Source organism: Rhizobium sp. CNPSo 3670 (genome assembly GCF_057784555.1).
Map to the genome: position 1 here is coordinate 1 of NZ_JBXSOL010000011.1, position 25805 is coordinate 25805.

At 59.4% G+C, this 25805-nt stretch carries 25 protein-coding genes and 1 pseudogene; 13 read left to right on the top strand and 13 right to left on the bottom strand.

All coding sequences use genetic code 11. The features are described 5' to 3' along the window. Positions 1-46: 46 nt before the first annotated feature. Positions 47-755, top strand: a pseudogene (locus AC13QO_RS13325) (IS5 family transposase). A gap of 238 nt (positions 756-993) precedes the next feature. Here the strand turns inward: AC13QO_RS13325 and AC13QO_RS13330 are convergent. Further along, the gene (locus AC13QO_RS13330) at positions 994-3114 is read right to left on the bottom strand and encodes a choice-of-anchor Q domain-containing protein (RefSeq protein ID WP_488540845.1); all 2121 of its coding nucleotides are present in this window, start codon (positions 3112-3114) and stop codon (positions 994-996) included. Between the two features lie 1200 nt (positions 3115-4314). Between AC13QO_RS13330 and AC13QO_RS13335 the strand changes: the two genes are divergently transcribed. Continuing rightward, a complete protein-coding gene (locus AC13QO_RS13335) occupies positions 4315-4692 on the top strand; it encodes a hypothetical protein (RefSeq protein ID WP_488540846.1) in 378 nt (125 codons plus the stop codon). A gap of 251 nt (positions 4693-4943) precedes the next feature. Here AC13QO_RS13335 and AC13QO_RS13340 read toward each other — a convergent pair whose 3' ends face one another. Further along, on the bottom strand, positions 4944-5255 hold the full coding sequence (locus AC13QO_RS13340; RefSeq protein ID WP_488540847.1) for a hypothetical protein: 312 nt from the start codon (positions 5253-5255) through the stop codon (positions 4944-4946). 139 nt (positions 5256-5394) lie between these two features. Further along, complete coding sequence (locus AC13QO_RS13345) at positions 5395-5835, bottom strand: DUF3597 domain-containing protein (RefSeq protein WP_488540848.1); 441 nt, start codon at positions 5833-5835, stop codon at positions 5395-5397. 579 nt (positions 5836-6414) lie between these two features. On the opposite strand from AC13QO_RS13345, the gene AC13QO_RS13350 reads away from it, so the two are divergent. Further along, positions 6415-6960 carry a hypothetical protein gene (locus AC13QO_RS13350; protein WP_488540849.1) on the top strand — a complete coding sequence of 182 codons (546 nt, stop codon included), beginning with the start codon at positions 6415-6417 and terminating at the stop codon, positions 6958-6960. A 63-nt stretch (positions 6961-7023) separates the two neighbouring features. On the opposite strand, the gene AC13QO_RS13355 is transcribed toward AC13QO_RS13350, so the two are convergent. The 4 genes from AC13QO_RS13355 to AC13QO_RS13370 all read right to left on the bottom strand — a co-directional run bounded on the left by AC13QO_RS13355 (position 7024) and on the right by AC13QO_RS13370 (position 11285). Next, positions 7024-7797 (bottom strand): amino acid ABC transporter ATP-binding protein, encoded by a 774-nt coding sequence (locus AC13QO_RS13355; RefSeq protein WP_097598606.1) that lies wholly within the window; start codon positions 7795-7797, stop codon positions 7024-7026. A gap of 17 nt (positions 7798-7814) precedes the next feature. After that, positions 7815-8960, bottom strand: a complete 1146-nt coding sequence (locus AC13QO_RS13360) for an amino acid ABC transporter permease (RefSeq protein ID WP_183701013.1) — start codon at positions 8958-8960, stop codon at positions 7815-7817. A gap of 1 nt (position 8961) precedes the next feature. After that, the gene (locus AC13QO_RS13365; RefSeq protein WP_221113296.1) at positions 8962-10164 is read right to left on the bottom strand and encodes an amino acid ABC transporter permease; all 1203 of its coding nucleotides are present in this window, start codon (positions 10162-10164) and stop codon (positions 8962-8964) included. Between the two features lie 95 nt (positions 10165-10259). Further along, the gene (locus AC13QO_RS13370) at positions 10260-11285 is read right to left on the bottom strand and encodes an amino acid ABC transporter substrate-binding protein (RefSeq protein ID WP_221113297.1); all 1026 of its coding nucleotides are present in this window, start codon (positions 11283-11285) and stop codon (positions 10260-10262) included. Between the two features lie 348 nt (positions 11286-11633). Here AC13QO_RS13370 and AC13QO_RS13375 point away from each other — a divergent pair, with 348 nt between their 5' ends. Then, on the top strand, positions 11634-12824 hold the full coding sequence (locus AC13QO_RS13375) for a cystathionine beta-lyase (protein WP_488540850.1): 1191 nt from the start codon (positions 11634-11636) through the stop codon (positions 12822-12824). 113 nt (positions 12825-12937) lie between these two features. On the opposite strand, the gene AC13QO_RS13380 is transcribed toward AC13QO_RS13375, so the two are convergent. Continuing rightward, positions 12938-14119 (bottom strand): FAD-dependent monooxygenase, encoded by a 1182-nt coding sequence (locus tag AC13QO_RS13380; RefSeq protein ID WP_488540851.1) that lies wholly within the window; start codon positions 14117-14119, stop codon positions 12938-12940. A 28-nt stretch (positions 14120-14147) separates the two neighbouring features. Further along, entirely contained in the window at positions 14148-14393 is a 246-nt protein-coding gene (locus tag AC13QO_RS13385) for a zinc-finger domain-containing protein (RefSeq protein ID WP_011425183.1), read from the bottom strand. A gap of 154 nt (positions 14394-14547) precedes the next feature. Between AC13QO_RS13385 and AC13QO_RS13390 the strand changes: the two genes are divergently transcribed. The 6 genes from AC13QO_RS13390 (at position 14548) to clpA (ending at position 20412) form a co-directional block, all read left to right on the top strand. Beyond that, on the top strand, positions 14548-15333 hold the full coding sequence (locus tag AC13QO_RS13390; protein ID WP_085778038.1) for an alpha/beta fold hydrolase: 786 nt from the start codon (positions 14548-14550) through the stop codon (positions 15331-15333). A gap of 127 nt (positions 15334-15460) precedes the next feature. Continuing rightward, the gene (gene cysE / locus AC13QO_RS13395) at positions 15461-16294 is read left to right on the top strand and encodes a serine O-acetyltransferase (RefSeq protein WP_064709189.1); all 834 of its coding nucleotides are present in this window, start codon (positions 15461-15463) and stop codon (positions 16292-16294) included. 137 nt (positions 16295-16431) lie between these two features. Further along, positions 16432-16635, top strand: coding sequence for a DUF3126 family protein (locus tag AC13QO_RS13400; RefSeq protein WP_008526943.1), 204 nt, complete (start codon positions 16432-16434; stop codon positions 16633-16635). 272 nt (positions 16636-16907) lie between these two features. Then, positions 16908-17288, top strand: coding sequence for a phasin family protein (locus tag AC13QO_RS13405; protein ID WP_085778039.1), 381 nt, complete (start codon positions 16908-16910; stop codon positions 17286-17288). A gap of 270 nt (positions 17289-17558) precedes the next feature. Beyond that, a complete protein-coding gene (gene clpS, locus AC13QO_RS13410; RefSeq protein WP_008526939.1) occupies positions 17559-17912 on the top strand; it encodes an ATP-dependent Clp protease adapter ClpS in 354 nt (117 codons plus the stop codon). A 10-nt stretch (positions 17913-17922) separates the two neighbouring features. Next, the gene (gene clpA, locus AC13QO_RS13415) at positions 17923-20412 is read left to right on the top strand and encodes an ATP-dependent Clp protease ATP-binding subunit ClpA (RefSeq protein WP_085778040.1); all 2490 of its coding nucleotides are present in this window, start codon (positions 17923-17925) and stop codon (positions 20410-20412) included. Between the two features lie 75 nt (positions 20413-20487). On the opposite strand, the gene AC13QO_RS13420 is transcribed toward clpA, so the two are convergent. The 4 genes from AC13QO_RS13420 to AC13QO_RS13435 form a co-directional block, all read right to left on the bottom strand. Next, on the bottom strand, positions 20488-20913 hold the full coding sequence (locus tag AC13QO_RS13420; protein WP_085778041.1) for an HIT family protein: 426 nt from the start codon (positions 20911-20913) through the stop codon (positions 20488-20490). Positions 20914-20967: 54 nt separating this feature from the next. Continuing rightward, a complete protein-coding gene (locus AC13QO_RS13425) occupies positions 20968-22158 on the bottom strand; it encodes a GNAT family N-acetyltransferase (RefSeq protein WP_488540852.1) in 1191 nt (396 codons plus the stop codon). A 78-nt stretch (positions 22159-22236) separates the two neighbouring features. Continuing rightward, on the bottom strand, positions 22237-22953 hold the full coding sequence (locus tag AC13QO_RS13430; protein WP_285193516.1) for a glycerophosphodiester phosphodiesterase: 717 nt from the start codon (positions 22951-22953) through the stop codon (positions 22237-22239). Next, a complete protein-coding gene (locus AC13QO_RS13435; RefSeq protein ID WP_285193515.1) occupies positions 22950-23420 on the bottom strand; it encodes a RidA family protein in 471 nt (156 codons plus the stop codon). The genes AC13QO_RS13430 and AC13QO_RS13435 overlap by 4 nt, the downstream gene beginning before the upstream one ends. Positions 23421-23556: 136 nt before the next feature. On the opposite strand from AC13QO_RS13435, the gene AC13QO_RS13440 reads away from it, so the two are divergent. The 3 genes from AC13QO_RS13440 to rpsB all read left to right on the top strand — a co-directional run bounded on the left by AC13QO_RS13440 (position 23557) and on the right by rpsB (position 25752). Then, positions 23557-24393, top strand: a complete 837-nt coding sequence (locus AC13QO_RS13440; RefSeq protein ID WP_285193514.1) for a cell envelope integrity EipB family protein — start codon at positions 23557-23559, stop codon at positions 24391-24393. A gap of 169 nt (positions 24394-24562) precedes the next feature. Continuing rightward, positions 24563-24751 (top strand): hypothetical protein, encoded by a 189-nt coding sequence (locus AC13QO_RS13445; protein ID WP_488540936.1) that lies wholly within the window; start codon positions 24563-24565, stop codon positions 24749-24751. 233 nt (positions 24752-24984) lie between these two features. Continuing rightward, positions 24985-25752, top strand: coding sequence for a 30S ribosomal protein S2 (rpsB, locus tag AC13QO_RS13450; RefSeq protein ID WP_003573382.1), 768 nt, complete (start codon positions 24985-24987; stop codon positions 25750-25752). Positions 25753-25805: the final 53 nt, after the last annotated feature.

Genomic DNA, 25805 nt, shown 5'->3' on the forward strand with positions numbered 1-25805 from the left:
TTGATCGCTGATTCATAGGACACCATGTTGAACAGGGAGGTCTGACATGGCGTTTTTAAGCAGCGATGGGCAGTGGGCGAAGATTGCCTCCTTGTTGCCCGGCAAGGCTGGTGATCCGGGCCGGACTGGCTTGGACAACCGTTTTGTTTGTCAATGGCTGCCCGTGGGTGCTGCGTTCCGGCGCCCATTGGAGCGATCTGCCGGAGCGTTACGGCAAGTGGAAGACGGTGCATAGGAGCAGGTGTTCGAGACGCTCACGGGATCGTGACAACCGGTATCTGATGTTCGACAGCAGGATCGTTCGTGCCCATCAGCAGGCGGCCTCCGGAAAAGGGGTCAAGGATCAGGCGCTGGGGCGTCCCGAGGTGGACTGACCACCAAGATCCATATGCCGACCGATGCGCTTGGCCGACCGTTACGTTTCATTGTGACTGCCGGTCAGGTCGGCGACATCACGCAAGCGCGGATCTTCTCAAGGGCAAGAGCGGCGATGCCGTTCTGGCGGACAAGGCCTATGACAGCAATGACTTGCGAGAAACGAGGCCGACATGGGAGCCGAGGCGGTTATCCCATCTAACCGCTCGCGCAAGATCATCAACCCGCATGATGAAATAGCCTACATCACGGAACCGCATCGAGCGCTGCTTTCAATCGAATGAAACACTTCCGTCGCTTCGCCACGCGATACAACTGCAGAGCCATTCACTTCGAAGGCTTCGGTCTAGCTCGTCGCCGCGGTGATATGGCTTCGATGAATGTCGATTTGACCTAAAGCCGAGACCTCAATGCCGCTGTGGATCAAGATTAGGCGGGTTGAAAACCGCAGCGCGCGGATGGGATCGCCGCTCGAGCTACGCCCTCCCAGCTTACTCATCCACGCGCTGAAGTAGCCGAAGCTTGCGCGCCGCGTGGCGGGTTTTACTCCGCCGTCGACATTTCGCGATTGTTAGCACCATTGTTGCGGCGATCGGACGACCGCCGCAACGAGTATGATTACAGGAGAAAATCGCCTGCTCCCAGCTGCACGTGGCCCTGCAGCTGAATCTCGAAATCATGAACGCCGTCGCCGTTCAAATCGGCCTGGATAACGGTATGGTCGTCCTCGTAGTGCCACGCGAGCGCGCCAGCCTTCTTGTCGAACAAGGCATTCTCCTGCGCCTGGAAATGGAAGGCTGCATCGCCCTGCGCAGAGCCATTCGCATCTATCGCCGAGAGGTCGATCTTATCCACGCCGTGCTGGAAGTCGCTGATGACGTCGCGGTTCGAGCCGGACCCAGTTTCTGTCGCAGTTTTGAAGACAAATGTATCCGAGCTGGTGCCACCGGTCATGATGTCCTTTCCGGCACCGCCAATGATGACGTCCGCGCCGGCGCCGCCGTCAAGCTTGTCCGCGCCGGCCCCGCCATTGAGAACGTTGCCGCCGTTATTGCCGCCGGTCAGCACGTCGTCGTAGCTGGAGCCGGTCACGTTTTCGATGCTGACGAGCTTGTCACCGGTGGCGTGCCCGCCCGATGCGGTCCAAGTCGCCAAGCTGACGTGGACCCCCGCGTCGGAACCCGCATAGCTGGCCGTGTCGTTGCCATTACCGCCATCGAGCACGTCCGCGCCGGCGCCGCCCTTCAACACGTCATTGCCGGCGAGACCCTTGAAGGTTTCGTTGCCGCCGTTGGACTGACCGGTGTGTGGCATGATGTCGTTGCCATTGGTGCCGGTATATTCCTTCGTGGTGGTCGGCGAAGTGGGTTGCGTCGGCGAAGTCGGTGAGGTTGGCGCTGTCGGCGCGGTCGGCGCGGTCGGCGCGGTCGGCGCGGTCGGCGCGGTCGGCGCGGTCGGCGCGGTCGGCGCGGTCGGCGCTGTCGGCGAAGTCGGCGCTGTTGGCGAAGTCGGCGCTGTTGGCGAAGTCGGTGTGGTTGGCGTTCCAGATGTCGGGCTGGAGCCGGATTCATAGGCACCCATGTCGACAGTTCCAACGACGCGATGGTCGCCGTCCAGATCGACGGAGCTGACGCCGTACTTGCTGGTCCCGTGGTCGATCGCCGTCGAGCTGGAGCTGAGGTGGAAGTTGTCGCTCGATGCCCCTAAGAATTTAGGGTCAACGCCGAGCTGGTTGCCGTTCGCCGTACTCGGCATCGCGTTGCCGCCGTCCGTCTTGACCGAGGCCTGGCCGGCCGTGCCGTTGTAGGTGATGTTGTTGGCCCAGACGACATTGTTGTTGGTGCCGCCGCTTGACGTGTTATCGATCGCAGTGTTGTTTTGGTTCACCGACGGGTCGGCTACGCCAATGTTATTGACCCAGGTGTTGTTGCTCGATGCCGAGTTGCTGAGCTCGCCCCGCCAAGTGCCGGAGTTCAGCGGGTCCTGATTGTTGTGGTATGCGGTGTTATTCGACACAGTGACGGAGTCGCTCCAGGTAACCTGAATGCCTTTGCCGCCGTTCCCGTAGACGAGGTTGTTGTCGACCAGGGTCTTGAAAGTGTAGTTCGGGTTACCGCTCGCCTGGGTGCTCTGGAAATCGTCGATGATGATGCCGTTGCCGTCGGTGTGCTCACCAGACTTTGTGACGTTGTCGTGCGAAATGTTGTTGCGCACGATGTTCCGGTATCCGTCCGTCGAGGTATCACCGGTGATGTTCCGGTTCTGGTAGATGGAGATGCCCGAGAACCAGCCTGTCGAAGCGTTATTGTAAGTCTCGTTGCCTTCGATGTGGACGAAGTCCGACTGGTTGAACTGGATGCCCGACTCCCCGCTGCCGTGGACCTTGTTGTTGAGGATCTGGACGTGGTGGACGTTGTTCGCTTCGATGCCGTCGCCTTTGGCGCCGCCGATGTCAAAGCCGTCGATTACCACGTGGTTGGCGTTGACACTGATCGCGTTCCACGAGCCCGCGGGCGGCCGGATCAGCGCCCCGCCGGGCACTTCCGAGCGGAGCGTGATGTCGCCTGCCGCCGAGCCGTCCTTATCGATGTTGATGCTCTCGTTGTATGTCCCCGGTTTCACCACGACCTCGTCGCCAGGCTTAAGGTCCGAAGCCATCGCCTCGCTGATCGTGCGAAAAGGGGAGGTGGCACTGCCGTTACCGCCGCTGCTGCTCGAAGCTACGTAGTATGTTGTCATGGTTTTGTTCCTCAACTTCAGCGTTGTCTAATATTTTGTGGTTAATCATCCGTTGCGGCGGGGGTTATAGGACGACGTTTTGAAGGGCGCAACAGCTTAGAAACAGTAAGTACTTGAGAAACATAGCCATATTGCTGCCACAATATCCAGATCACTCCCAAGTTACATTTTGAAATATTTGCGGAAATCCGATTCGCCCAAATTGGGACAAACTATATATCTCGCACGCCGCGAATTATTCTTTCTGCAACCATGGCGACACCCACCCATTGAAAAGATTAGGAAAACCTGATGGACGTGACTGGAATCCTGCCGCCAAGGCGGAATCAACATTTTTTGTGAATTTTTCAATTTTTGGCAGCTTCGCCTTCACGATTGGGGCTAATTGAGATGGCCGTGGCAAGGCCAATACCCTCTCGGGGGTGCTCGATTCGATCATGAGTCGCTTTCAAGACTGATTAGATAATGGGCACACCGCTCCTCAGCCGACACATGCTGGCAGGTGAAATTCGCCTCCGAAGCGCAGGCTCTGGCGGAATCCTATACTCAGCGCCACGGCATCGAATGCGTGTGATCGCGCCGAAAGACACTCCTCAGCTGGTGGCATATCCTGAATAATCCTGAACTCGAACCCCGCCGATTTAGAGAGCGTGGGCAGGACGATTCATCCATAGTTCAAGGTCCAATCGCCAGATTATAAGGGAAATTTGTTCGGACCCTCATTTGGCTTGGAGGCGGCTGGTCCCATTTGGGCGCGGGTCCTTCGGCGGCACATCGAGCGCCATGGCGAATGTTCAGACGCTCTCGGCGTCGCAGTTGTTCTATAGGGAGAGAAATATTGCTCTTCTTCGTGGTTGGTCTTTCCGATGCCGGAGCCATGATGATTTCGGTTGGCTGACATGTCGTCACGCAGGCGGCAAGCAGTTCTATGGAGATCATCTTTGATACATCGCGGACGCGAATAATATTCTCCAAGACTGTCCAGTAATCGTCGCAACAGGTCTATTTCGTGTAGTGTGACGCAGCCAAGACAAAGACAGAAACTCTGCGGATGTCGCCGAAAAGTTGAAATGTCGCAGAATTATATATGTTTCAACCTGCGCCAAACTCTTCCTAGCCACAATAGGTGGGATGCTGCCGCCGAAAACGGCGTGTACCCTTCCTGTCAATTCTTGGGGGGCGAGTTATGGGACGATTTGTTTGAGCATCGGCGCCGCTGCATTTCTATATGCAATGAATGCCTACGCCGTTGATCTTCCTGCGGGGGCTAAAAAGGCTACAGTGGACGAGTTCAAAGCTTTTGCAGACGGCAAGCCTGTGAAAGTAGAAATTCTCGATCTGGAAAAGCCTGTGTCCGCCGAACTCGTTTGGAGTTGGAAGAAGGGCACCATTACCGGTAAAGCCGATGTCGGCGGCAAAACGATCGACGTGAAAACGAAACTCACTTTCAAGGGCGATAAGGCCTGTTCTGCCGGCAAAGGCGAAAAGCCAAACTGCCACTTTATCTATATCGACGGCGACAAATTCTACGAAGTTCGAGATGACATGAAGCTGCACGCAGTTTCGACGGTCCATTGAGGTTCGCAGTCTATCCCGCAGCTCCCGACCTCCGCACTTATGGAGCTCGATCGATCCCGCTGCTCCCGTTGCCCTGAAAGCCGCGCCGCAGCTTTCATCATCCCTGTGGTAATTGCCGGATGGCAAGGGCCGGCCATCCGACAGCGGCCAAAGCTGATATGCGGTCGCCGTCGACAAGCCACGCCGATGCAGCCGGGCCTGTGTTCCTGACTTTTGAAGTCCTATGGGAGGCTAGAACCGTTCGGTTCTTCTCAGCGGTCCAGGAAATGCTCGAAGTAAACTTCTGGAATGGGGTAGGCGTAGACGCCTCGGTCGACGAAGCCGCGTCGATAGAGGCAATTTCTGAGCGCCGCGTTATAATCGAGGCTTCTCTGGTCCGGCGAGCCGCGTCGCCACGAACCTGCTTCCGGCACGCACCGCTGGAGCGCCTTGTCATACCGGGCGAGGAGGACCGGGTCGGTATCGACCCGAACGCCGCTGTAGGATTGATAGTTAGAAGGAGATTCTGCGGCTGATATACAGCCGAAGCTAAGCACAAGACCAACAACTGCCATCAATCGCATTGGATTAAGCGCTCCCCAGATCGATTTTCGAAGTCATCTGCCGGAACGTTATTGATTCCAGCGCCTGTGGGCAAGGGGTTGGAAGGTGCCGGGATGGCTGCCGCCGCAGAATGGCGGCAGCTTTTGTCAGCAACCGAGATCAATCGAGGAGATCGGCCGGCACCTTGCCGCCATTTTCTGAAAGCCGCTTCATCAGCGCCTTGTGCAGCCACATGTTCATTTTGGCGGAATCGTTGGTATCGCCGGTATAACCGAGTTCGGCGGCGAGTTCCTTGCGCTCAGTCAAACTGGCATCCATCCCGACTGCCTTCATCAGGTCGACGATCGAATGGCGCCAATCGAGTTTCTGGCCGCTCTTCTTCACAGCCGCGTCGAGGATCGGAACAATATCGACTGTCGCTGTCGCCGGGGCCGAGGCCGGCTTAGTTTGCGCAGGAGAGGACGCAGGCGTCGGACTGGGGGCTGACGGGGGTGAGACGGGAGCCTGGGCTGGCGCTGTCTTTGCTGCGCCGCTGGCAACAGGTTCGGCTGCTTTTGCTTCTCCAAAGATTGCATGTTTGATCTTGTCGAAAATGCCCATTCTTGAACCTCCGGCTTCGTAAAATAGGAACATGCTGAACATGGAGGCCGGGCCGGGCATATCCAGACGAACGAAGATCTTTTTTGCTCCTGCACTAGAGCAGCGAGAAACCGGAGCAGGCGCTGCGAGGGCGATCGAGTTGGCCGGCCGCCGTGTCGACAGCCGCAACTAAGCAGCCGCTTATGATTACTGCGTACTCCTTCGGAATTTAGATACAGCGGCTAAATTGGGGGGAAATTCTCGCTCATGCCTATTTTTGGCACAGTAGCTTTCGTAACGCTTACTCAGTGATAACTACGCGCCGTCATTCTCGGCCGCCGCGCAGGTTCATGACGGGCTGGAATGAAACCTTGGCAAGTCCTTCTCGTTGGCTGGCATGGATGTCGGGGGTACTCGGCGTCCAATCGATCGAAGGCACGCGCGTTCCTCGATTTTCGCAGGTCGGACGAACCGTCCGGCATATGAAAACGGAGGAAGATGATGACTCAAATGCACACTGGATTGCCAATTGCCCTGTTCGCATGCGCCTGCGCCGTTCTTGCCATGCCGGCAGACCATGCACACGCGACTGACATTGGCGTGTCGGTAAATGCAGGCAATGCCACCAGCGCCGACGTCGAAGCTTCGCTTGGCCGCGGAAACAGGGTTGATGCGACGGCCGACGCATCCATAGGCGGCTCGAGCGGCGTTGACGCAAATGCGTCCGCCAGTGCTCGCGGCGGCGGCGGTATCGATGCCAATGTCAATGGCATTGTCGGGGGCAGTGATCTCGCGACTGGCGCTAATGCCAGGCTCGGCGGCGATGGCGGCGTCAATGCCGATATCAACGCCCGGACTGCCGGCTCCCGGGAGGTCGATGACAAGGCCACGGCTTCCATTGGCGGTAGTAGCGGAGCAGGCACCAAGCTTGCCATTGGCGACGCGAACGACAGGGGCGGGATGACAGCTGCTCGTAACGGCACCCTCAGCGCATCGCAGGCTCGCACGATTGCGGCGTTTCGAGCGAGACCCGTCGACGAGCAACGCAAGATGCTTGTCCGTTGCGCCGATATCTCCGCCGCCGGCAGCGGCGATGCCGGGCTTTCCGGTCTCTGCAGTCTGTTGCAGGCGTCGGTCTCCCACTGAACGTGAAAGACCCGCCGGTGCGGAAGGCACGACGGGTCTTTTCGCGAACTAAGCTTCTCGGACTTAGTGCAGGATCTGGCTGAGGAATAGTTTGGTGCGCTCATGTTGCGGGTTGTCGAAGAACTCGGCCGGTGAGTTCTGCTCGACGATCTGGCCCTGATCCATGAAGATGACGCGGTTGGCGACCTGGCGGGCAAAGCCCATTTCGTGGGTGACGCAGAGCATGGTCATGCCTTCCTCGGCGAGACCCACCATCGTGTCGAGCACTTCCTTGATCATTTCGGGATCGAGTGCCGAAGTCGGCTCGTCGAATAGCATGATCTTCGGGTTCATGCAGAGCGACCGGGCGATCGCCACGCGCTGCTGCTGGCCGCCGGAAAGCTGACCCGGATATTTGTTGGCCTGTTCCGGGATCTTGACCCGCTTCAGGAAATGCATGGCGATTTCTTCAGCTTGCTTCTTCGGCATCTTGCGCACCCAGATCGGCGCCAGCGTGCAGTTTTCGAGGATCGTCAGGTGCGGGAAGAGGTTGAAGTGCTGGAACACCATGCCGACCTCGCGGCGCACCTCGTCGATCTTCTTCAGATCGTTGGTGAGCTCGGTGCCGTCGACGATGATCTGGCCCTTCTGGTGCTCTTCAAGACGGTTGATGCAGCGGATCATCGTCGATTTGCCCGAACCGGACGGGCCGGCGATGACGATGCGTTCGCCGCGCATGACCTTCAGGTTGATGTCGCGCAGCACGTGGAAATCGCCGTACCACTTGTTCATGTTGACGATTTCGATCGCCACTTCCGTTGCGGAAACGGTGAGCTTCTTAGCTGGAGCTTCAGCCATATTGTTTTCCCTCATTTTTATCGTTTGTGGCCGGTGTCGAGGTGACGTTCGATGAATGCTGAATATCGCGACATGCCGAAGCAGAAAAGCCAGAAGGCGAAGCCGGCGAATATCAACCCCGTTAGTGGCGTTACTGCGGTCGCCCAGTTCGGATCGACGAAGTTAAGGCGAACGATGCCGAGCAGGTCGAACATGCTGATGATCGACACCAGCGAGGTGTCCTTGAACATGCCGATGAAGGTGTTGACGATGCCAGGGATCACCAGCTTGATTGCCTGCGGCATGATGACCAATCGCATCTTCTGCCAGTAGCCCAACCCTAGAGAATCCGCCCCCTCGAACTGGCCTTTGGGAATAGCCTGAAGGCCGCCACGAATGACTTCCGCCATATAGGCGGAGGCGAAGATCGATACCCCGATGATCGCGCGTAGGAGCTTGTCTACCGTCCAGCCGGCCGGCAAGAAAAGCGGCAGCATGACGCTCGCCATGAACAGGACCGTAATCAGCGGGACGCCGCGGACCACTTCAATGAAAACGACGCTGAACGTGCGGATGACCGGCATCCGCGAGCGCCTTCCGAGCGCCAGGATGATGCCGAGCGGGAAGGAGACCGCAATGCCGACAAAAGAGAGCACCAGCGTCACCAGCAGCCCGCCCCAGAGTGGCGTCTCGACGATTTCCAGGCCAAATCCGCCGTAAAGCAGAAAGAAGGAAATAATCGGCAGCACGCCGAACAGCAGCAGGGCGTTGACCCCCTTGCGCGGCGCCGAAGGAATGAGCATCGGCACCAACAGGAGTACGAAAAGAATGCCGACCAGGGTCGGGCGCCAGCGCTCGTCGAGCGGATAACGCCCAAAGATGAACTGGTCGAATTTGGCGTTGACGAAGGCCCAGCATGCACCGCTCCAGCCATCCGGCTGAATGCCGCCCTGTACGGCAGTGGCGCAGAAGGTGCGGTCAGGGCCGCTCCAAACCGCCTGCACGAAGAGCCAGTCGAGCGCGTGCAGGAGGGCCCAAACAACAAAGACCAGCGCTAGGATGGTAAGGACGATGTCCTTCGGCGTCGCAAGGAGGTTGCGGCGAATCCAGGCGACAGGGCCTTTCTCTGCTGAGGGCGGCGGCTCCGGCGCCAGTATGGCGGTTCTGACGAAAGCGTTGCTCATCTTACCTCTCCACCAGCGCCATTTTAGCATTGAACCAGTTCATCAACAGCGAGGTCACGACACTGAGGCTGAGGTAAATGACCATCCAGATGAGGATCACCTCGACAGCCTGACCGGTCTGGTTCAGCGTTGTGCTGCCGACGGCGACGAGATCGGCAAAACCGATTGCGATCGCCAGCGATGAGTTCTTGGTGAGATTGAGGTACTGACTGCTCAGCGGCGGAATGATGATGCGGAAGGCCTGCGGAATGACGACCAGCCGGGTGATCGACGAGGGGTGAAGCCCGAGTGCGCCTGCAGCTTCCGTCTGTCCCTTCGGCACGCCGCGAATGCCTGCGCGCACGATCTCGGCTATGAAGGCAGCGGTGTAGAAGGAAAGTGCCAGGAAGAGCGACATGAACTCCGGCCCAACAACGGAACCGCCGGTGAGGTTGAATTTGCCTGCGATCGGATAATCGAAGGAAAGTGGCGCGCCTGCGACTAGGAAGGCGATAAGCGGCAGGCCGATCAGCAGGCCGATCGAAGCCCAAATCGTATGGAACTGCTGACCCGTCGCGGCCTGCCGGCGATGCGCCCATCGGGCCGTGGCGATGACGGCGATGATCGCGACGACGAAGGCGACGCCGACGAGCCAGAAAGTCTCGCCGAAAATCGGCTTGGGAAAGGAAAGGCCACGGTTGTTCAGATAGGCGCCGAGCGGCAGATGCAGTGACTCGCGCGCATTCGGCAGAACTGCCAGAACGCCCGAATACCAGAAGAAGATGACAAGCAGCGGCGGGATGTTGCGGAACACCTCGACGTAAACCGTGCACAGCTTGGCTATCAGCCAGTTCCGCGACAGGCGGCCGATGCCGATGATGAAGCCGATGATCGTGGCGGTGATGATGCCCGTAACGGCGATAAGGATCGTATTCAGAAGGCCGACGACCAGCGCGCGGCCATAGGTCGAATCGCTTGAATAGGCGATCAGCGACTGACCGACCTCGAAGCCGGCGCGGCCGTTCAGAAAGCCGAAGCCGGACGCGATGTTGGCGCGCGCCAGATTGACGGCGGTGTTGTGCGCAACCCACCAGACGAAGACGACCAGCAGGACGATGGTGAGAACCTGGAAGAAGATACCCCGAACTGTCGGGTCGTAGAGGACGGACTGAAAACTCCAGCCGCTTCTGGATAGACGTGTTGACTCCAAAGCCTGGTGCGTCATGCTTGGCCAATTCCCCATTACGCTCCTTTTCGGAGCTTTTTTATTGGAGGAGGAAAGGCGGTCGCCCGCCTTTCCGTCTTCATGCGTGATGCCGCTCAGCGAACCGGCGGAGCGTACTGAATGCCGCCCTTGTTCCACAAGGCGTTGAGGCCGCGCGCGATCTTCAGCGGGCTGCCCTGGCCGATGTTGCGCTCGAAGACTTCGCCGTAATTGCCGACGTTCTTGACGATGTTGTAAGCCCAGTCGTTGGTCAGGCCGAGATCGGTGCCGATCTTGGTATCCGCCTCGACGCCGAGGAAGCGCTTGATATCGGGATTCGGCGAGTTCTTCATCTCGTCGACATTGGCCTGAGTGATGCCGAATTCTTCGGCATTGATCATCGCATAGCCGACCCAGCTGACGATATCGAACCACTGGTCGTCACCCTGACGTACGGCTGGGGCGAGCGGTTCCTTGGAGATGATTTCCGGCAGAATCGTATGTTCGTCCGGATTCTTCAGCGTCAGGCGCAGCGAATAGAGGCCGGACTGGTCGGTGGTGTAGACGTCGCAACGGCCGGCATCATAGGCCGCATTGACCTCGTCCAGCTTTTCAAAGACCACCGGATTGTACTGCAGATTGTTGGCCTTGAAATAATCGGCGAGGTTGAGCTCGGTGGTCGTGCCCGACTGGACGCAGACAGACGCGCCGGAAAGTTCCAGCGCCGACTTCACGTTGAGGCTCTTGCGGACCATGAAGCCCTGGCCATCATAATAGTTGACGAAACGGAAGTTCAGGCCAAGCGCCGTATCGCGGTTGATCGACCAGGTCGTATTGCGGGCGAGGACGTCGATTTCGCCGGACTGAAGCGCCGGGAAGCGGTTGGCGGCACTGAGGGGGGTGAATTTCACCTTCGTCGGATCGCCAAAGACGGCCGACGCGACGGCCTTGCAGAAGTCGACGTCGAAGCCTGCCCAATTGCCGGAAGCGTCAGGCGCGGCAAAGCCAGCGAGCCCGGTGTTGACGCCGCACTGAATGAAACCCTTTGCCTTTACATCACCGAGAGTCGTGGCCGAAGCAGCCGAGGCGCCAAGAGCGAAAACTGCTGCGCCAATCGCGGCGGACAGAAGCTTGTTCTTCATTTTTTTCCCAACCTTTTCCGTTGTATTATCTTTTCTTGTGGGGCGTTCCGGCGGAAAACTCTGCCACCCCCATCGTCTCGACACCCTCCCGGCGCGAGTACCCTATCACAGTCGCAAATGTCACTATGGTCAAGTGTCGCCATGCATAATTGCGGCAAAATTCAGAATTTTGCCGCATTGCGCCGCATTCGAAGGCGGTTGGTTAGGAAATGAGCGCCCGCTTGCGGAAAAATAACGCTAATTTGAAAAACCGAGGCGACAGTTGTCCCCCTGGTCAAGGGGTTGACCGGATCGGTCGAGGCGTCCAAAAGTCTGGCTTTGCGCCCCTCGCCAAAGGCTATTTCCGACATGAAAGACAAAGACAGCTTGCTGCAGACCGCCGGCATCAATACCCGCCTGACCCATATCGGCAACGACCCCTTCGATTATCACGGCTTCGTCAATCCGCCGGTCGTGCATGCCTCGACGGTCCTGTTTCCCAACGCGGCGACGATGGACACGCGCTCGCAGAAATATACCTATGGTACGCGCGGCACACCGACGACGGATGCGCTCTGCGAGGCGATCGATGCGCTCGAAGGTTCGGCCGGCACGATCCTCGTCCCCTCGGGGCTGGCAGCCGTCACCATTCCGTTCCTCGGGTTTGTCGCCGCCGGCGATCACGCACTTGTCGTCGACTCGGTTTATGGCCCGACGCGCCATTTCTGCGATACGATGCTGAAGCGCCTCGGTGTCGAGGTGGAATATTACGATCCGGCGATCGGCGCCGGCATCGAGACGCTGTTCCGGCCGAACACCAGGCTCGTCCATACCGAGGCTCCCGGTTCCAATACCTTCGAAATGCAAGATATTCCGGCGATCGCGGCGGTCGCCCATCGCCGAGGCGCCGTCGTCATGATGGACAACACCTGGGCGACGCCGCTCTATTTCCGGCCGCTCGATCACGGCGTCGATATCTCCATCCATGCGGCGACGAAATATCCGTCCGGCCATTCCGATATCCTGCTCGGAACGGTATCGGCCAATGCGGAGCACTGGGAGCGGCTGAAGGAGGCGAACGGTGCCCTTGGCATCTGTGGCGCACCCGACGATGCCTATCAGATCCTGCGCGGATTGCGCAGCATGGGCCTGCGCCTCGAGCGGCATTATGAAAGCGCGCGTGATATTGCGAAATGGCTGGAGGGCAGAGAGGGCGTCGCCCGCGTGCTGCATCCAGCGCTGCCGAGTTTCCCCTCCCACCACATCTGGAAGCGCGATTTTAAGGGCGCCAGCGGCATCTTTTCCTTTGTGCTTGCCGCTGAGAGCCCCGAGAAATTCAAACCGAAGGCGCATGCCTTCCTCGATGCGCTGAGGATTTTCGGTCTCGGATATTCCTGGGGCGGCTTTGAAAGCCTCGCGCTGCACGCCTATCTCAATGACCGCAAGGTCGTTAAGGCGCCGAAGGAAGGTCCGGTCATCCGCCTGCAGATCGGCCTTGAAGACGTGGCCGACCTCAAGGCCGATATTGAACGGGGTTTTGCGGCGGCAAGTGCAGTCTGAGCCGTTGCGGCTAACTCATGTCGCGCAAAAGGATGCAGCGGTTTTGTGGCAACGACATGCGTAAAACAAACACCTAAAGCGCAAGGAGCGAATCTGAAAGATTGTGACGCGCTTTAGGCGCTGCGGCCGCTTGCCAAGCCTAACAGCGTGCCCTCAGCCCGGTAGCCGTAGATCCAGTCGAGATCGGCCGCCAGGCTTTGCGGCGGCCTCAGGCCGAGCACCAGATCGCGGCCGATCCGGATCGGGCCCTTCGCATGATAGGCAAATTTGTTGAAGGCGCCGCGCTGGCGAAGCTTTGCAATGCGCGGCGCGCGATGCCTTTCAAAGAGCGCCAGCGCTTCCGCCACGGGACGATTGGCGAGAAACGCGGCAAGTTCGTAGGCGTCTTCGACCGCCATGGCCGCTCCCTGGCCGGCAAAGGGCATCATCGCATGCGCGGCGTCGCCGATCAGAACCGTCCTGCGGCCGTCCTGCCACCCGCCCGGCGTGGTTTCGAAGAGCGGCCAGAACGTCAGCTTCTGCTGTTCTTCGAGCAGCGAGACGATCGCGCTGTTCCAGCCGGAAAGCTGCGCCTTGAGCCGCGCGCGCTGCTCTGCGGTCGGCTCGCTGCGCCAAGCCTGCGGCGAGACATTGCCGGCGGTGATCGCCACCATGTTGATGCTGCCGATCTCTTTCAGCGGATAGCAGACAAGATGGGCCGATCCGCCGAGGAAAGCCGAAACGCTTGTCCGGTCGAGAAAACCTGGCGCCTGGTCTTCGGGAATGGTGAAGCGGTAGGCGATATTGCCGGAAAAGCGCGGTGAGGGGCTGCCGGGCACGGATTGCCGGAGCTTCGACCAGACGCCGTCCGCGCCGATGACGACATCGGCAGCGCGCTCGACAGGCGGCGAATTCGATTCCACTCGCACACCAAGATGAAGCCGGCAGAGCGGATCGGCTTCGATCGCCGTGAGAAGCGCATTCTGCAATGTGGCGCGGTGCAGCACGCCATAGGGTGCACCCCAGCGCTGTCGCGCGAATTTGCCGGCCGGCACGGCCGCGAGCTGGCGCAGCGAACCGCCTGACATCAGCCGGATCGCTTCCGGTTCGAGCCAGACTTTTGAAAGTCCCTCGACGACGCCGAGTTCTGCCAGGATGCGGGAGGCGTTCGGCGAAACCTGCAAGCCGGCGCCAACTGCGACGAGTTCATCCGCCTGCTCGAAAATCTCCGAGCTGATGCCCCAACGCGAAAGCGCAAGCGCAGCTGTCAGCCCGGCAATGCCGGCGCCGATGATGGCGGCATGTTCGACCGGCATTGTCAGTCCGATCCGGATTCTGGACGGTTTACGCCGCCTTCACGTGGAAAACGCAGCCGGCCGGATTGGTCTGGCTCGGCTTGAGAGATGCATTATAACGGTAAAGCGTCGAGCAATAGGAGCAGACCTTCTCGTTGTCGTCGCCCATGTCGATGAAGATATGCGGATGGTCGAAAGGAACCGAAGCGCCGGTGCACATGAATTCCTTGACGCCGACTTCGATGACGCGATGACCGCCGTCGTTCTGGAAGTGGGGAATGTTGTGGCCGGCCATGTCGCTCTCCGAATGCTTTGAAAGTGCGCGAACCTTATAAGCCTTCGTCTCAAATGTGTAGAGCCAAAGCGCCGTGCCGGGCACAGTTTTTACCCACAATTTGGCTTCCCGCCGAGAGGCGGCTCGACTATGGTCGCGCCAAAAGGAAGGCCCGATGAACCTGAATACACCCGCATTTTCAAGCTTCACTCATGATGGATTGAAGATCGCCTTTTTCGACGAGGGCGACCCCTCCGGCGTGCCTGTCCTGTTGATCCATGGCTTTGCTTCGACGGCAAGCGTCAACTGGGTGCATCCGGGCTGGCTGAAGACGCTGGGCGATGCGGGCTACCGGGTGATCGCCATCGACAATCGCGGCCATGGCGCAAGCGACAAGCCGCACGATGCCGAAGCCTATCGCCCCTGGGTCATGGCCGGCGATGCGATCGCCTTGCTCGATCATCTCGGCATCCCTGAGGCGAATCTCATGGGCTATTCGATGGGGGCGCGCATTTCGGTATTTGCAGCACTTGCCAATCCGCATCGCGTCCGCTCGCTGGTGCTCGGCGGCCTCGGCATCGGCATGACCGACGGGGTCGGCGACTGGGATCCGATCGCCGATGCGCTGCTGGCTCCGTCGCTGGAGGTCGTGACGCATGACCGCGGCCGCATGTTCCGCGCCTTCGCCGAACAGACGAAAAGCGACCGCACTGCGCTAGCCGCCTGCATCCGCGGCTCGCGCGACCTTGTCGCTCGCTCCGATATGGGCAAGCTCGACATGCCGACCCTGATCGGCGTCGGCACCAAGGACGATATCGCCGGCTCGCCGCAGGAGTTGGCTGCCCTGATGCCCGAGGCCGAAGCTCTCGATATTCCCGGCCGCGATCACATGCTCGCCGTCGGCGATAAGGTTTTCAAGCAGGCGGTGCTGGCCTTCTACGCAAGGGTTGCCGAGGGGTGACATCATCGTGATGCCGAAAAACCATGCTAAAAAACCATGGTGACGGCACCCATTTATGTTATTGGCGTTTTCCACTATATATGGGCATTCCGAAACGGCATTCCGGCTGGCAACGAGGAGAGCGGCGATGGTCGCCAAGACAGATATCCGTGCTTTTGAGACTGGCCATCCGCTGAAGGTGATGGATCCCATCTGGGACAGCCTGCGCGAGGAAGCACGGATCGCGGCCGAAAAGGATCCGGTTCTCGCGGCCTTCCTCTATTCGACGGTGATCAATTATCATTCGCTTGAGGAATGCGTCATCCACCGCATCTGCGAACGTCTCGACCATCCGGATATGCAGGCGAACCTGCTGCGTCAGACCTTCGAGGAAATGCTGCTCGACTGGCCGGAGTGGAGCTCCATTCTTCGCGTCGACATCCAGGCCATCTACGACCGCGATCCCGCCTGCCTGCGCTTCATGGAGGCGGTGCTTTATTTCAAAGGTTTCCATGCGCTGCAGACGCATCGTCTCGCCCATTGGCTGCTGAATCGTGGCCGGCGTGATTTCGCGCTCTATCTGCAGAGCCGATCCTCCAGCGTCTTCCAGACCGACATCAATCCGGCTGCGCGTATTGGCAAGGGCATCTTCCTCGATCACGCCACCGGCCTCGTCGTCGGCGAGACGGCCGTCATCGGCGACAATGTCTCGATCCTGCACGGCGTGACGCTCGGCGGCACCGGCAAGGAGGGCGCTGATCGCCACCCGAAGATTGGCAGCGGCGTCATGATCGGCGCCGGTGCGAAGATCCTCGGCAATATCGAGATCGGCTATTGCTCGCGCGTCGCCGCCGGCTCTGTGGTGCTGAAGGCTGTGCCCCCCAAGAAGACGGTCGCAGGCGTGCCGGCCAAGGTTGTGGGCGAGGCCGGTTGTTCCGAGCCGTCGCGCAATATGGATCAGGTAATCGGCGCCGATATCTGAGTGTCGGCGCTGGAAAGACATAATAAGCGACGGAACCTGAGCGGGGACAGTCATCGCCAAGCGGCGCCCCCGCCTTTACACCGCTGCTTTTCCTGTGCAAGAAGCGGCCAATCAAGGCCGCTTACGGAGATGACAGAGTGAAGCCAGAAGAAATCAAGAAGCTCGACGCCTACTTCAAACGTACGCTCAACCCGCAGATCGTCGTCAAGGCGCGTCCGCGCAAGAATGATTCTGCGGAAGTCTATCTCGGCGAAGAATTTCTGGGCGTCGTCTATGTCGATGACGAGGACGGCGACCGCTCCTACAACTTTTCGATGGCGATCCTCGACGTCGATCTTTGATCGCGCATGAGAGCTTGAAGTGGACCGGGCGGCAACATCCGCCCGGTTTTTTTGTTTTTTTTGCTGCCGAATCAAATTTTTTTTAAAACGCCTGGTTGTGACAATATGACATATATTAGCAAAAACCGTTAAAGAGGTACGTTCACCGGCGCGCTCGCTTTGTCTTACTGCTGTAACGCAACCTTGAGATGTTTTGCGTCGCACAAGACTACTTGACTATTTGTGCGTTGCGGCTACCCTGCCGCCATCCAACAGCCCAACGGAGGACGGCCATGTTCAACTTTGACGAAGCCAACAAAAAGAGCAAGGAAGCCGTCGACACGGCGCTGAGAACCTATTCCGAGACGACCAGGGGCTTTCAGGCAATCGCCGCGGAAGCCGCTGAATATTCGAAAAAGTCCTTTCAGGATGCCGTAACGCATTTTGAAACCTTGGCAGGCGTCAGGAGCTTCGAGGCCGCTTTCGAACTGCAGACCGGCTACGTCAAATCGGCCTATGAGAGCTTCGTCTCCGAAACGACCAAGCTCGGCGAAATGTATGCCGATCTCGCCAAATCCGCCTACAAGCCCTATGAGGCGCCGATCGCTGCTGCTGCCGCTGGCGTAGTCAAGTCGCCGAAATCGCCGCAGCCGGCGACCCCCGCTGCCGCCTGAAGCAACGTCAAACGCGCAACCTGCGCTACATATTGAAAGATAAAGACTGGCTACGCACCTGTAGCCGGTCTTTTTTGTTTCCACTTTCATTGCTGCGTCGGACCGTCCGGGGTCATTTTGGGTCTTTCCCGTGCATGCCGGCATTTCTTGATTGCAGTGTCTGACAGGGGGCTTAAAATCGGCCCATTATGAACTAAGTTAGTGTTTCAGATATTCGGCGGGAAAAGCACCCTCCCATGCTCCGCCGGATTGATCGAGGAATGAATGACAATGATCGCAAAGCCGATCCGGATGCAGAACGACAGCGAAAGGAACGGGGACAACGGAAATCGCGGAACCTCGGTCATCACGCGCACCAAGCCGAAGACCAAGAAGCCTAACCTCTATCGCGTGCTGCTTTTGAATGACGATTATACGCCCATGGAATTCGTCATTCATATTCTGGAGCGTTTTTTTCAGAAGGACCGTGAAAGTGCCACCCGCATCATGCTCCATGTCCACAATCACGGCGTCGGCGAGTGCGGAATATTCACATACGAGGTAGCGGAAACGAAGGTCAGCCAGGTGATGGACTTCGCCCGGCAGCACCAGCATCCGCTGCAATGCGTCATGGAAAAGAAGTGAGGATCTGAACGTGCCAACATTTTCGCCTAGTTTAGAGAAGGCGCTCCATCAGGCACTGACCTTTGCCAACGAGCGGCATCATGAATATGCGACGCTCGAGCATCTGCTGCTCGCCCTGATCGACGATGCCGATGCGGCCGCGGTTATGGGCGCCTGCAATGTCGATCTCGACGCGCTGCGCAAGACGCTCGTCGAATATGTCGATAACGAACTTTCCAATCTGATCACCGGTTACGACGAGGATTCCAAGCCGACCTCCGGCTTCCAGCGCGTCATCCAGCGTGCCGTCATCCACGTGCAGTCATCCGGCCGCGAAGAAGTGACCGGCGCAAACGTGCTCGTCGCGATCTTCGCCGAGCGTGAAAGCCATGCCGCCTATTTCCTGCAGGAGCAGGAGATGACCCGTTACGATGCCGTCAACTACATCTCCCACGGTATCGGCAAGCGGCCGGGCGCGTCGGAGACCCGTACTCCGCGCGGCGCCGAAGAGGAGGCCGAGAGCAAGCCGACGGCGCGCGGCGGCGAGGAAGAGGGCGGCCCCAAGAAGCAGCAGGATGCGCTCAAAGCCTATTGTGTCAATCTCAACGAGAAGGCCAAGGGCGGTAAGATCGACCCGCTGATCGGCCGTCATGCCGAGGTCAGCCGCACCATCCAGATCCTCTGCCGCCGTTCGAAGAATAATCCGCTCTATGTCGGTGATCCCGGCGTCGGCAAGACGGCGATCGCCGAAGGGCTGGCCAAGCGCATCGTCGAAGGCAAGGTGCCCGAGGCGCTCGCCGATGCGACGATCTTCTCGCTCGACATGGGCACGCTGCTTGCCGGCACGCGCTACCGCGGCGACTTCGAGGAACGGCTGAAGCAGGTCGTCAAGGAGCTGGAAGAATATCCGGGCGCCGTCCTCTTCATCGACGAAATCCATACGGTGATCGGTGCCGGCGCCACCTCGGGCGGGGCGATGGATGCATCGAACCTGCTGAAGCCGGCCCTGTCATCGGGCGCGATCCGCTGCATCGGTTCGACCACCTATAAGGAATACCGCCAGTTCTTCGAGAAGGACCGGGCGCTGGTCCGTCGTTTCCAGAAGATCGACGTCAGCGAACCGTCGATCAATGATGCGATCGAGATCATGAAGGGGCTGAAGCCCTATTTCGAAGAATATCATCATCTGCGTTATTCCAACGACGCCATCAAGTCGGCCGTCGAGCTGTCGGCCCGCTACATCTCCGACCGCAAGCTGCCGGACAAGGCGATCGATGTGATCGACGAAACGGGTGCGGCCCAGATGCTGCTGCCGCCGTCGAAGCGCCGCAAGCTGATCACCGAGAAGGAGATCGAGGCGACGATCGCCACGATGGCCCGCATTCCGCCGAAGACCGTCTCCAAGGACGACGAGGCCGTGCTTGCCAATCTCGAGCAGGAACTGCGTTCGGTGGTCTACGGACAGGACATCGCGATCGAAGCGCTTTCGACATCGATCAAGCTGGCGCGTGCCGGCCTTCGCGAGCCGAACAAGCCGATCGGCGCCTATGTCTTCTCCGGTCCGACCGGCGTCGGCAAGACCGAGGTGGCAAAGCAACTGGCAGCGTCGCTCGGCGTCGAGCTCCTGCGCTTCGACATGTCGGAATATATGGAGCGGCATACGGTCTCGCGTCTGCTCGGCGCACCTCCCGGCTATGTCGGCTTCGACCAGGGTGGCCTCTTGACCGATGGCGTCGACCAGCATCCGCATTGCGTGGTCCTGCTCGACGAAATCGAGAAGGCGCATCCGGATATCTACAATATCCTGCTGCAGGTCATGGACCATGGCACCCTGACCGACCACAACGGCAAGAAGATCGACTTCCGCAACGTCATCCTGATCATGACGACGAATGCGGGCGCCTCCGAAATGGCCAAGGCGGCCATCGGCTTCGGCTCGTCCAAGCGCACTGGCGAGGACGAGGAGGCGCTGACCCGTCTCTTCACGCCGGAGTTCCGCAACCGTCTCGACGCAATCATCCCGTTCGCGGCGCTGCCGACGGCGGTCATTCACAAGGTCGTTCAGAAGTTCATCATGCAGCTGGAGGCCCAGCTTTCTGAAAGGAACGTCACCTTCGACCTGCATGAGGATGCGATCGCCTGGCTTGCAGAGAAGGGTTACGACGAGAAGATGGGCGCCCGCCCGCTGGCCCGGGTAATCCAGGACACGATCAAGAAGCCGCTCGCCAACGAAATCCTCTTCGGCAAGCTGAAGAAGGGCGGCGTCGTCAACGTCACCGTCGGCCCGAAGGAAGACGGCAAGCCTGGTATCCTGCTGGAAGCCATTCCGGATACGGCGCCGATCAAGCCGAAGCCGGAGGCCGAGGTCGTCCATCCCGAAACCGACGACGAGGATGATGGCGAGCTGAAGACGAAGACGGCCCGCAAGACCCGCGCCAAGACGGTCCCGCAGGCCGAGCCTGAGGTCCGCGACGCCCCCAAGAAGGGAAGCACGGTTCCCAAGGTTCCGCGCAAGAAGTGAGAGTTCGTCACCGAATCGGAAAAGGCCGCGGTATCCGCGGCCTTTTTCTGTTTCCGTCGTTGCCAGGAATTCGCGTTATGCCAGGGCCGCCCGGATCTTTTCGGCATGGGCGGCAAGCACGGCGCCATCTTCCATCTTGCCCGAATGCGGCTTGAGCGCCACACCCTCATGGCGGGGGATGATGTGGAAATGCAGATGGAACACCGTTTGTCCGGCCGCCGGTTCGTTGAACTGGGCGATGAACACGCCATCGGCGTCGAAAACTTGCTGGACCGCCTGGGCGACCTTTTGAACGACGGTAATGGCATGGACGAGGGTGGCGGGATCGGCATCGAGGATATTGCGCGAAGGCGCCTTCGGAACGACGAGCACGTGGCCCGGCGCCTGCGGCATCACATCCATGAAGGCGACCGTATGCTGGTCCTCGTAGATTCGGTGCGAGGGAATTTCGCCGCGCAGGATCTTGGCGAAAATATTGTTGTCGTCATAGGCGCTGGTCATCGCGAAATCTCCTCACGTTCCATTTGATCGGGTAGCGCGCTCGCCGGGGCGGCGTCAATCCTCCTGCCGACGCTCACCCTTGCGGAAGGGGCTGTGCTCGCTCAGCAGCTCACTCATCTGCTCGACATCGGCGCGCTCGCGCGCGAGATAATCACCGATCGCGCGGCGCAGTCCGGCATGGGCGACATAATGAGCGGAGTGCGTCGTCACCGGCAGGTAGCCGCGAGCGAGCTTATGTTCGCCCTGCGCTCCGGCCTCGACCCGTTTCAACCCCTTCGCCAAGGCGAAGTCGATCGCCTGGTGATAGCAGACCTCGAAATGCAGGAAGGGGTGATCCTCGATGCAGCCCCAGTGACGGCCGTAGAGCGTATCGCCGCCGATGAAATTGATTGCGCCGGCAATATAGCGTTCGTCGCGCTTGGCCATGACGAGCAGGATATCGTCGGCCATGCGCTCGCCGATCAGCGAGTAGAATTTGCGGGTGAGATAGGGCCGGCCCCATTTGCGGCCGCCGGTATCCATGTAAAATTTGAAGAACTGGTCCCAGATCCGCTCCGTCAGATCGCGGCCGGTCAGCCAGTCGATGCTGATGCCGGTTTCGAGCGCGGCGCGGCGCTCCTTGCGCAATGCCTTGCGTTTGCGCGAAGCGAGCGTTTCGAGGAAGTCGTCGTGATTGGCATAGCCGTCATTGATGAAATGAAACTGCTGGTCGGTGCGGTGCAGATAGCCGTCCATCTCGAAGACGCCGATCTCCTCGTCCGGCACGAAGGTAATATGCGCCGACGAGATGTCGAGCCGGCGCACGACCTCCTTCAGGCTTTCGGCGATCGCGCTCTGGATCGGCAGCCGCTGCAACCCTTCGGCGACGAGAAGACGCGGCCCGGTCGCGGGTGTAAACGGAATCGAGCACTGCAGCTTGGGATAATAACGCCCGCCGGCCCGCTCAAAGGCGTCGGCCCAGCCGTGGTCGAACACATATTCGCCCTGGCTGTGGTTTTTGAGGTAGCCGGGCAGGGCGCCGATCAACTCGCCGCGATCGGTTTCGAGTAACAGGTGGTGGCCGAGCCAACCGGTTTCGGCTGTGGCCGAGCCGGACTCTTCCAGCGACGACAAAAAGGCGTGCGAAACGAAAGGATTGTAGGCAAGCGTGTTGCCACCCTTCGACGCCCCGGAAAGCCTGGACCAGCTCTCCGGGGAAATCGCGGTGAAGGAGCGTTCTACGCGAATGGACAGTTCATCGGTCATGCGGCGGATGCGAAGCCTGTGGGAGGAGGGTTTCGGCTCTGTTTCAGTCTGCGCATGATCTTGCCCAAAAAGCGAGCGTCAAACCGCACGCGGGTCGAAACCTTCGAAGGTCATCTGGTCTGCATTGGCGAAAGTGCGCCGGCGCGCCTCTTCGTCTCGCACCGTCCAGGTAATCACCGGAATGCCCTTTTCGCGTTCGCCCGTGATGAAGGCATTCGGCAGGTCGTCATAATAATAGGAGATGAAATCGAGACCGATCTCCATCGCCTTGGCATGGGTCTCAAACTCCTCCGGCGTGTTGCCGTTGGCGGTCAGCCCGAGCGGGTAGGGCGAGCCAAGCGCCTTTAGATCGCGCAGCAGCCAATGGTCGAAGCTCATCAGCGCGACCTTGCCCTCATAGCCCTCAAGCACTTCGAGCACGGATTCAGCAAAGCCTTCGTCGTCGGCCTCACGGCCCTTCAGCTCCAGCACCAGGGGCACCTTGCCCTGGACGAGATCGAGGAGTTGGCTGAGCGTCGGCACCTTGTCTCCCGTGCCGCCGACGGCGATCAGCCCGAGTTCCCTGGAGGTGCGCTCGCGGACGTCGCCGTTCAGATTGCACAGACGCTGAAGATCCTCGTCATGAAAGATGATCGGTACGCCGTCGGAGGCGTAATGCAGGTCGCATTCGATCGCGAAGCCGGCTTCGACAGCGCGCGAGAAGGCCGAGAGCGTATTTTCCCAGACAAGCTTATTCAGGTCGTGATAGCCGCGATGGGCGACCGGCACGTCCTTGATCCAGTCCGCTTTGGTCATTCTGCGATTTCCATGATAGCGTCGATCTCGACGGCGGCGTTAAGCGGCAGAGCGGCCATGCCGACGGCGGCGCGCGCATGTTTTCCGGCCTCGCCAAGCACACCGGCGATCAGGTTCGAAGCGCCGTTGATGACGAGATGCTGCTCGATGAAATCGGGCGCCGAGGCGACGAAACCGTTCAGCTTGATGACGCGCCGGATGCGGCCGAGGTCGCCGCCCAGCGCAGCTTTGGCCTGGGCGAGGATGTTAATGGCGCAGAGTTCGGCGGCGCGCTGGCCACTCGCAACGTCGATGGTCTTGCCGAGATGGCCCGATACGGCGACTTTGCCGCCCTCGAGCGGCAGCTGGCCGGAGATGTAGAGAAGATTGCCGCTGATGACATAGGGAACGTAATTTGCGGCGGGTGCTGCGGCTTCGGGCAGGGTTATCCCCATCTCGCTCAAGCGTGCAGCAATTTCATTGGACATTTTCGTCTCCGCTTTTGTTGTCAATGTTTCCAAAATTATGCATCAAGACTAGAATCTTTATTATGACAGCTTCGAGCCTCGATTTGGCCGAAAGAGTTCATATAACATCGCGGCCGAGTCCAATAGGAGTGAATGAATGTTCCGATCGAGTCTAGCCGCTCTGCTTCTCGCCGGCCTTTCCGCCCAAACATGGGCGGCTGCGCCTGCGGCAAGTGCTGCGATCGCGACCGGCCTCGTCGCCCATCGCGCGGTCTACGATTTGGAATTGAAGGATGCGTCGGACCGCTCCGGCATCGCCTCCATGTACGGGCGCATGGTCTATGAATTTGACGGCAACTATTGCCAGGGCTTCACCACCAATTTTCGCTTCGTGACGCAGATCGACACTGGCGACAGCGTACGCGTCAGCGATCAGCAGACAAAGACCTTCGAGAACCTGAAGGACCGCAAGTTTACCTTCGACACCAAATCCTTCACCGACGACCAGCTCGACAAGGAGGTCAACGGCGCGGCCGAGAATCAGGCCAATGGCGTCAAAGTCGATCTCAAGCAGCCGGCAAGCCGCGAGCTGCAGCTTGGCGAAAGCCGCTTTCCGACAGAACACATGCTCGATGTGATCCAGAACGCCAAAGAGGGAAAACGCTTCTTCGAAGCCCGCGTTTTCGATGGTTCCGATGACGGCGACAAGTCGCTGGTGACGACAACGATCGTCGGCAAGCAGGAAACACCTGCTGCCGAGGAGGCCGATGCCGGCAATGCCGGTGCCTTCTCGAAGACGGCCTTCTGGCCGGTGACCATCGCCTATTTCAACGAGAATGCAAAATCGGATTCGCTGCCGGTCTATCGCATGTCGTTCAAGCTCTACGAGAACGGCATCACCCGGGACCTGACGATGGATTATGGCGATTTCGTTCTGACGGGGAAGCTAGCCAAGCTCGAGCTGCTCGATCACAAGGCTGAGGTCTGCAAGTAGGCCGCGGTTTCTCCAATGTCATAAAACCATATCACAAAGTTCATTATTGTGTCGGCGACCAGGGATGATTGAGTCGCCTTCTGTCGTCCTGCTCTTGTGATCGGAGCGATTCCAGCGGCCAGTCCATTGCGACGGGGCCTGCAGTTGCGCAATAGGCCACCAGACCATTATGCGCCGCAAGCCTGGAAAGCCTCAGGAGCTCGCCTGGACGCGGCACGGCGTCCGTGGTCCGCTGGGGACGGCGACCGGAAACGCCGACAGCGCGATCACCAGCCTGCTGCCCGCGGAGATCGACGCCGTCCTGCCGATGCCCGATGCCGGCATCGTGCTGGCGCTGCTGCCGACACTCGCAAGCTGAGCGGCGGCATTTCCAGGGAAGGGCAGTCGGCCGGAAATCCGGCATAATCCTTGTTTTTATGCCGAATGGAATGTTTCCCTTGCTTTTATGCCCGACGGAATGTATGGGCACCGGCATTCCACACGTAAGGCATGGGATCGTCCGGGAGAAATCCGGGCTGTTCCGCCGGTGGCATCCTCGACGAGGGTGCTGTTCGTCTTGCGGAGGTTCAACCGGAAAAGGAGTAACAAGGCATGGCATTGCCTGATTTTTCTATGCGTCAGCTTCTTGAAGCAGGCGTCCACTTCGGCCACCAGACCCATCGGTGGAACCCGAAGATGAAGCCGTATATCTTCGGCGATCGCAACAACATTCACATCATCGATCTCGCCCAGACCGTTCCGATGCTGTCGCGCGCCCTTCAGGTCGTCAGCGACACAGTTGCCCGTGGCGGCCGCGTTCTCTTCGTCGGCACCAAGCGCCAGGCTTCCGAAATCATCGCCGACAGCGCCAAGCGCTCAGCCCAGTACTACGTCAATTCGCGCTGGCTCGGCGGCATGATGACGAACTGGAAGACGATCTCCAACTCGATCCAGCGCCTGCGCAAGCTCGACGAGATCCTCAACGGCGAAGCCCAGGGCTTCACCAAGAAGGAACGCCTGAACCTCGAGCGCGAACGCGAAAAGCTCGACAAGGCTCTCGGCGGTATCCGCGATATGGGCGGCACGCCCGACCTGATGTTCATCATCGACACCAACAAGGAAAAGATCGCGATCGACGAAGCCAAGCGCCTCGGCATCCCGGTCGTTGCCATCATCGATTCGAACTGCGATCCGGACCTGATCGACTATCCGATCCCGGGCAATGACGACGCATCGCGCGCCATCGCTCTTTACTGCGAGCTGATCTCTCGCGCTGCCATCGACGGCATTGCGCGCCAGCAGAGCTCTTCCGGCCGTGATCTCGGCGCATCCTCCGAAGTTCCGGTCGAGCCGGCTCTCGAGGAAGCAGCCGAAGGCTGATGAAGGCGGGCGGAGACAAAACTCCGTCGAAGCTTGCATAGACTGGGAAGGCC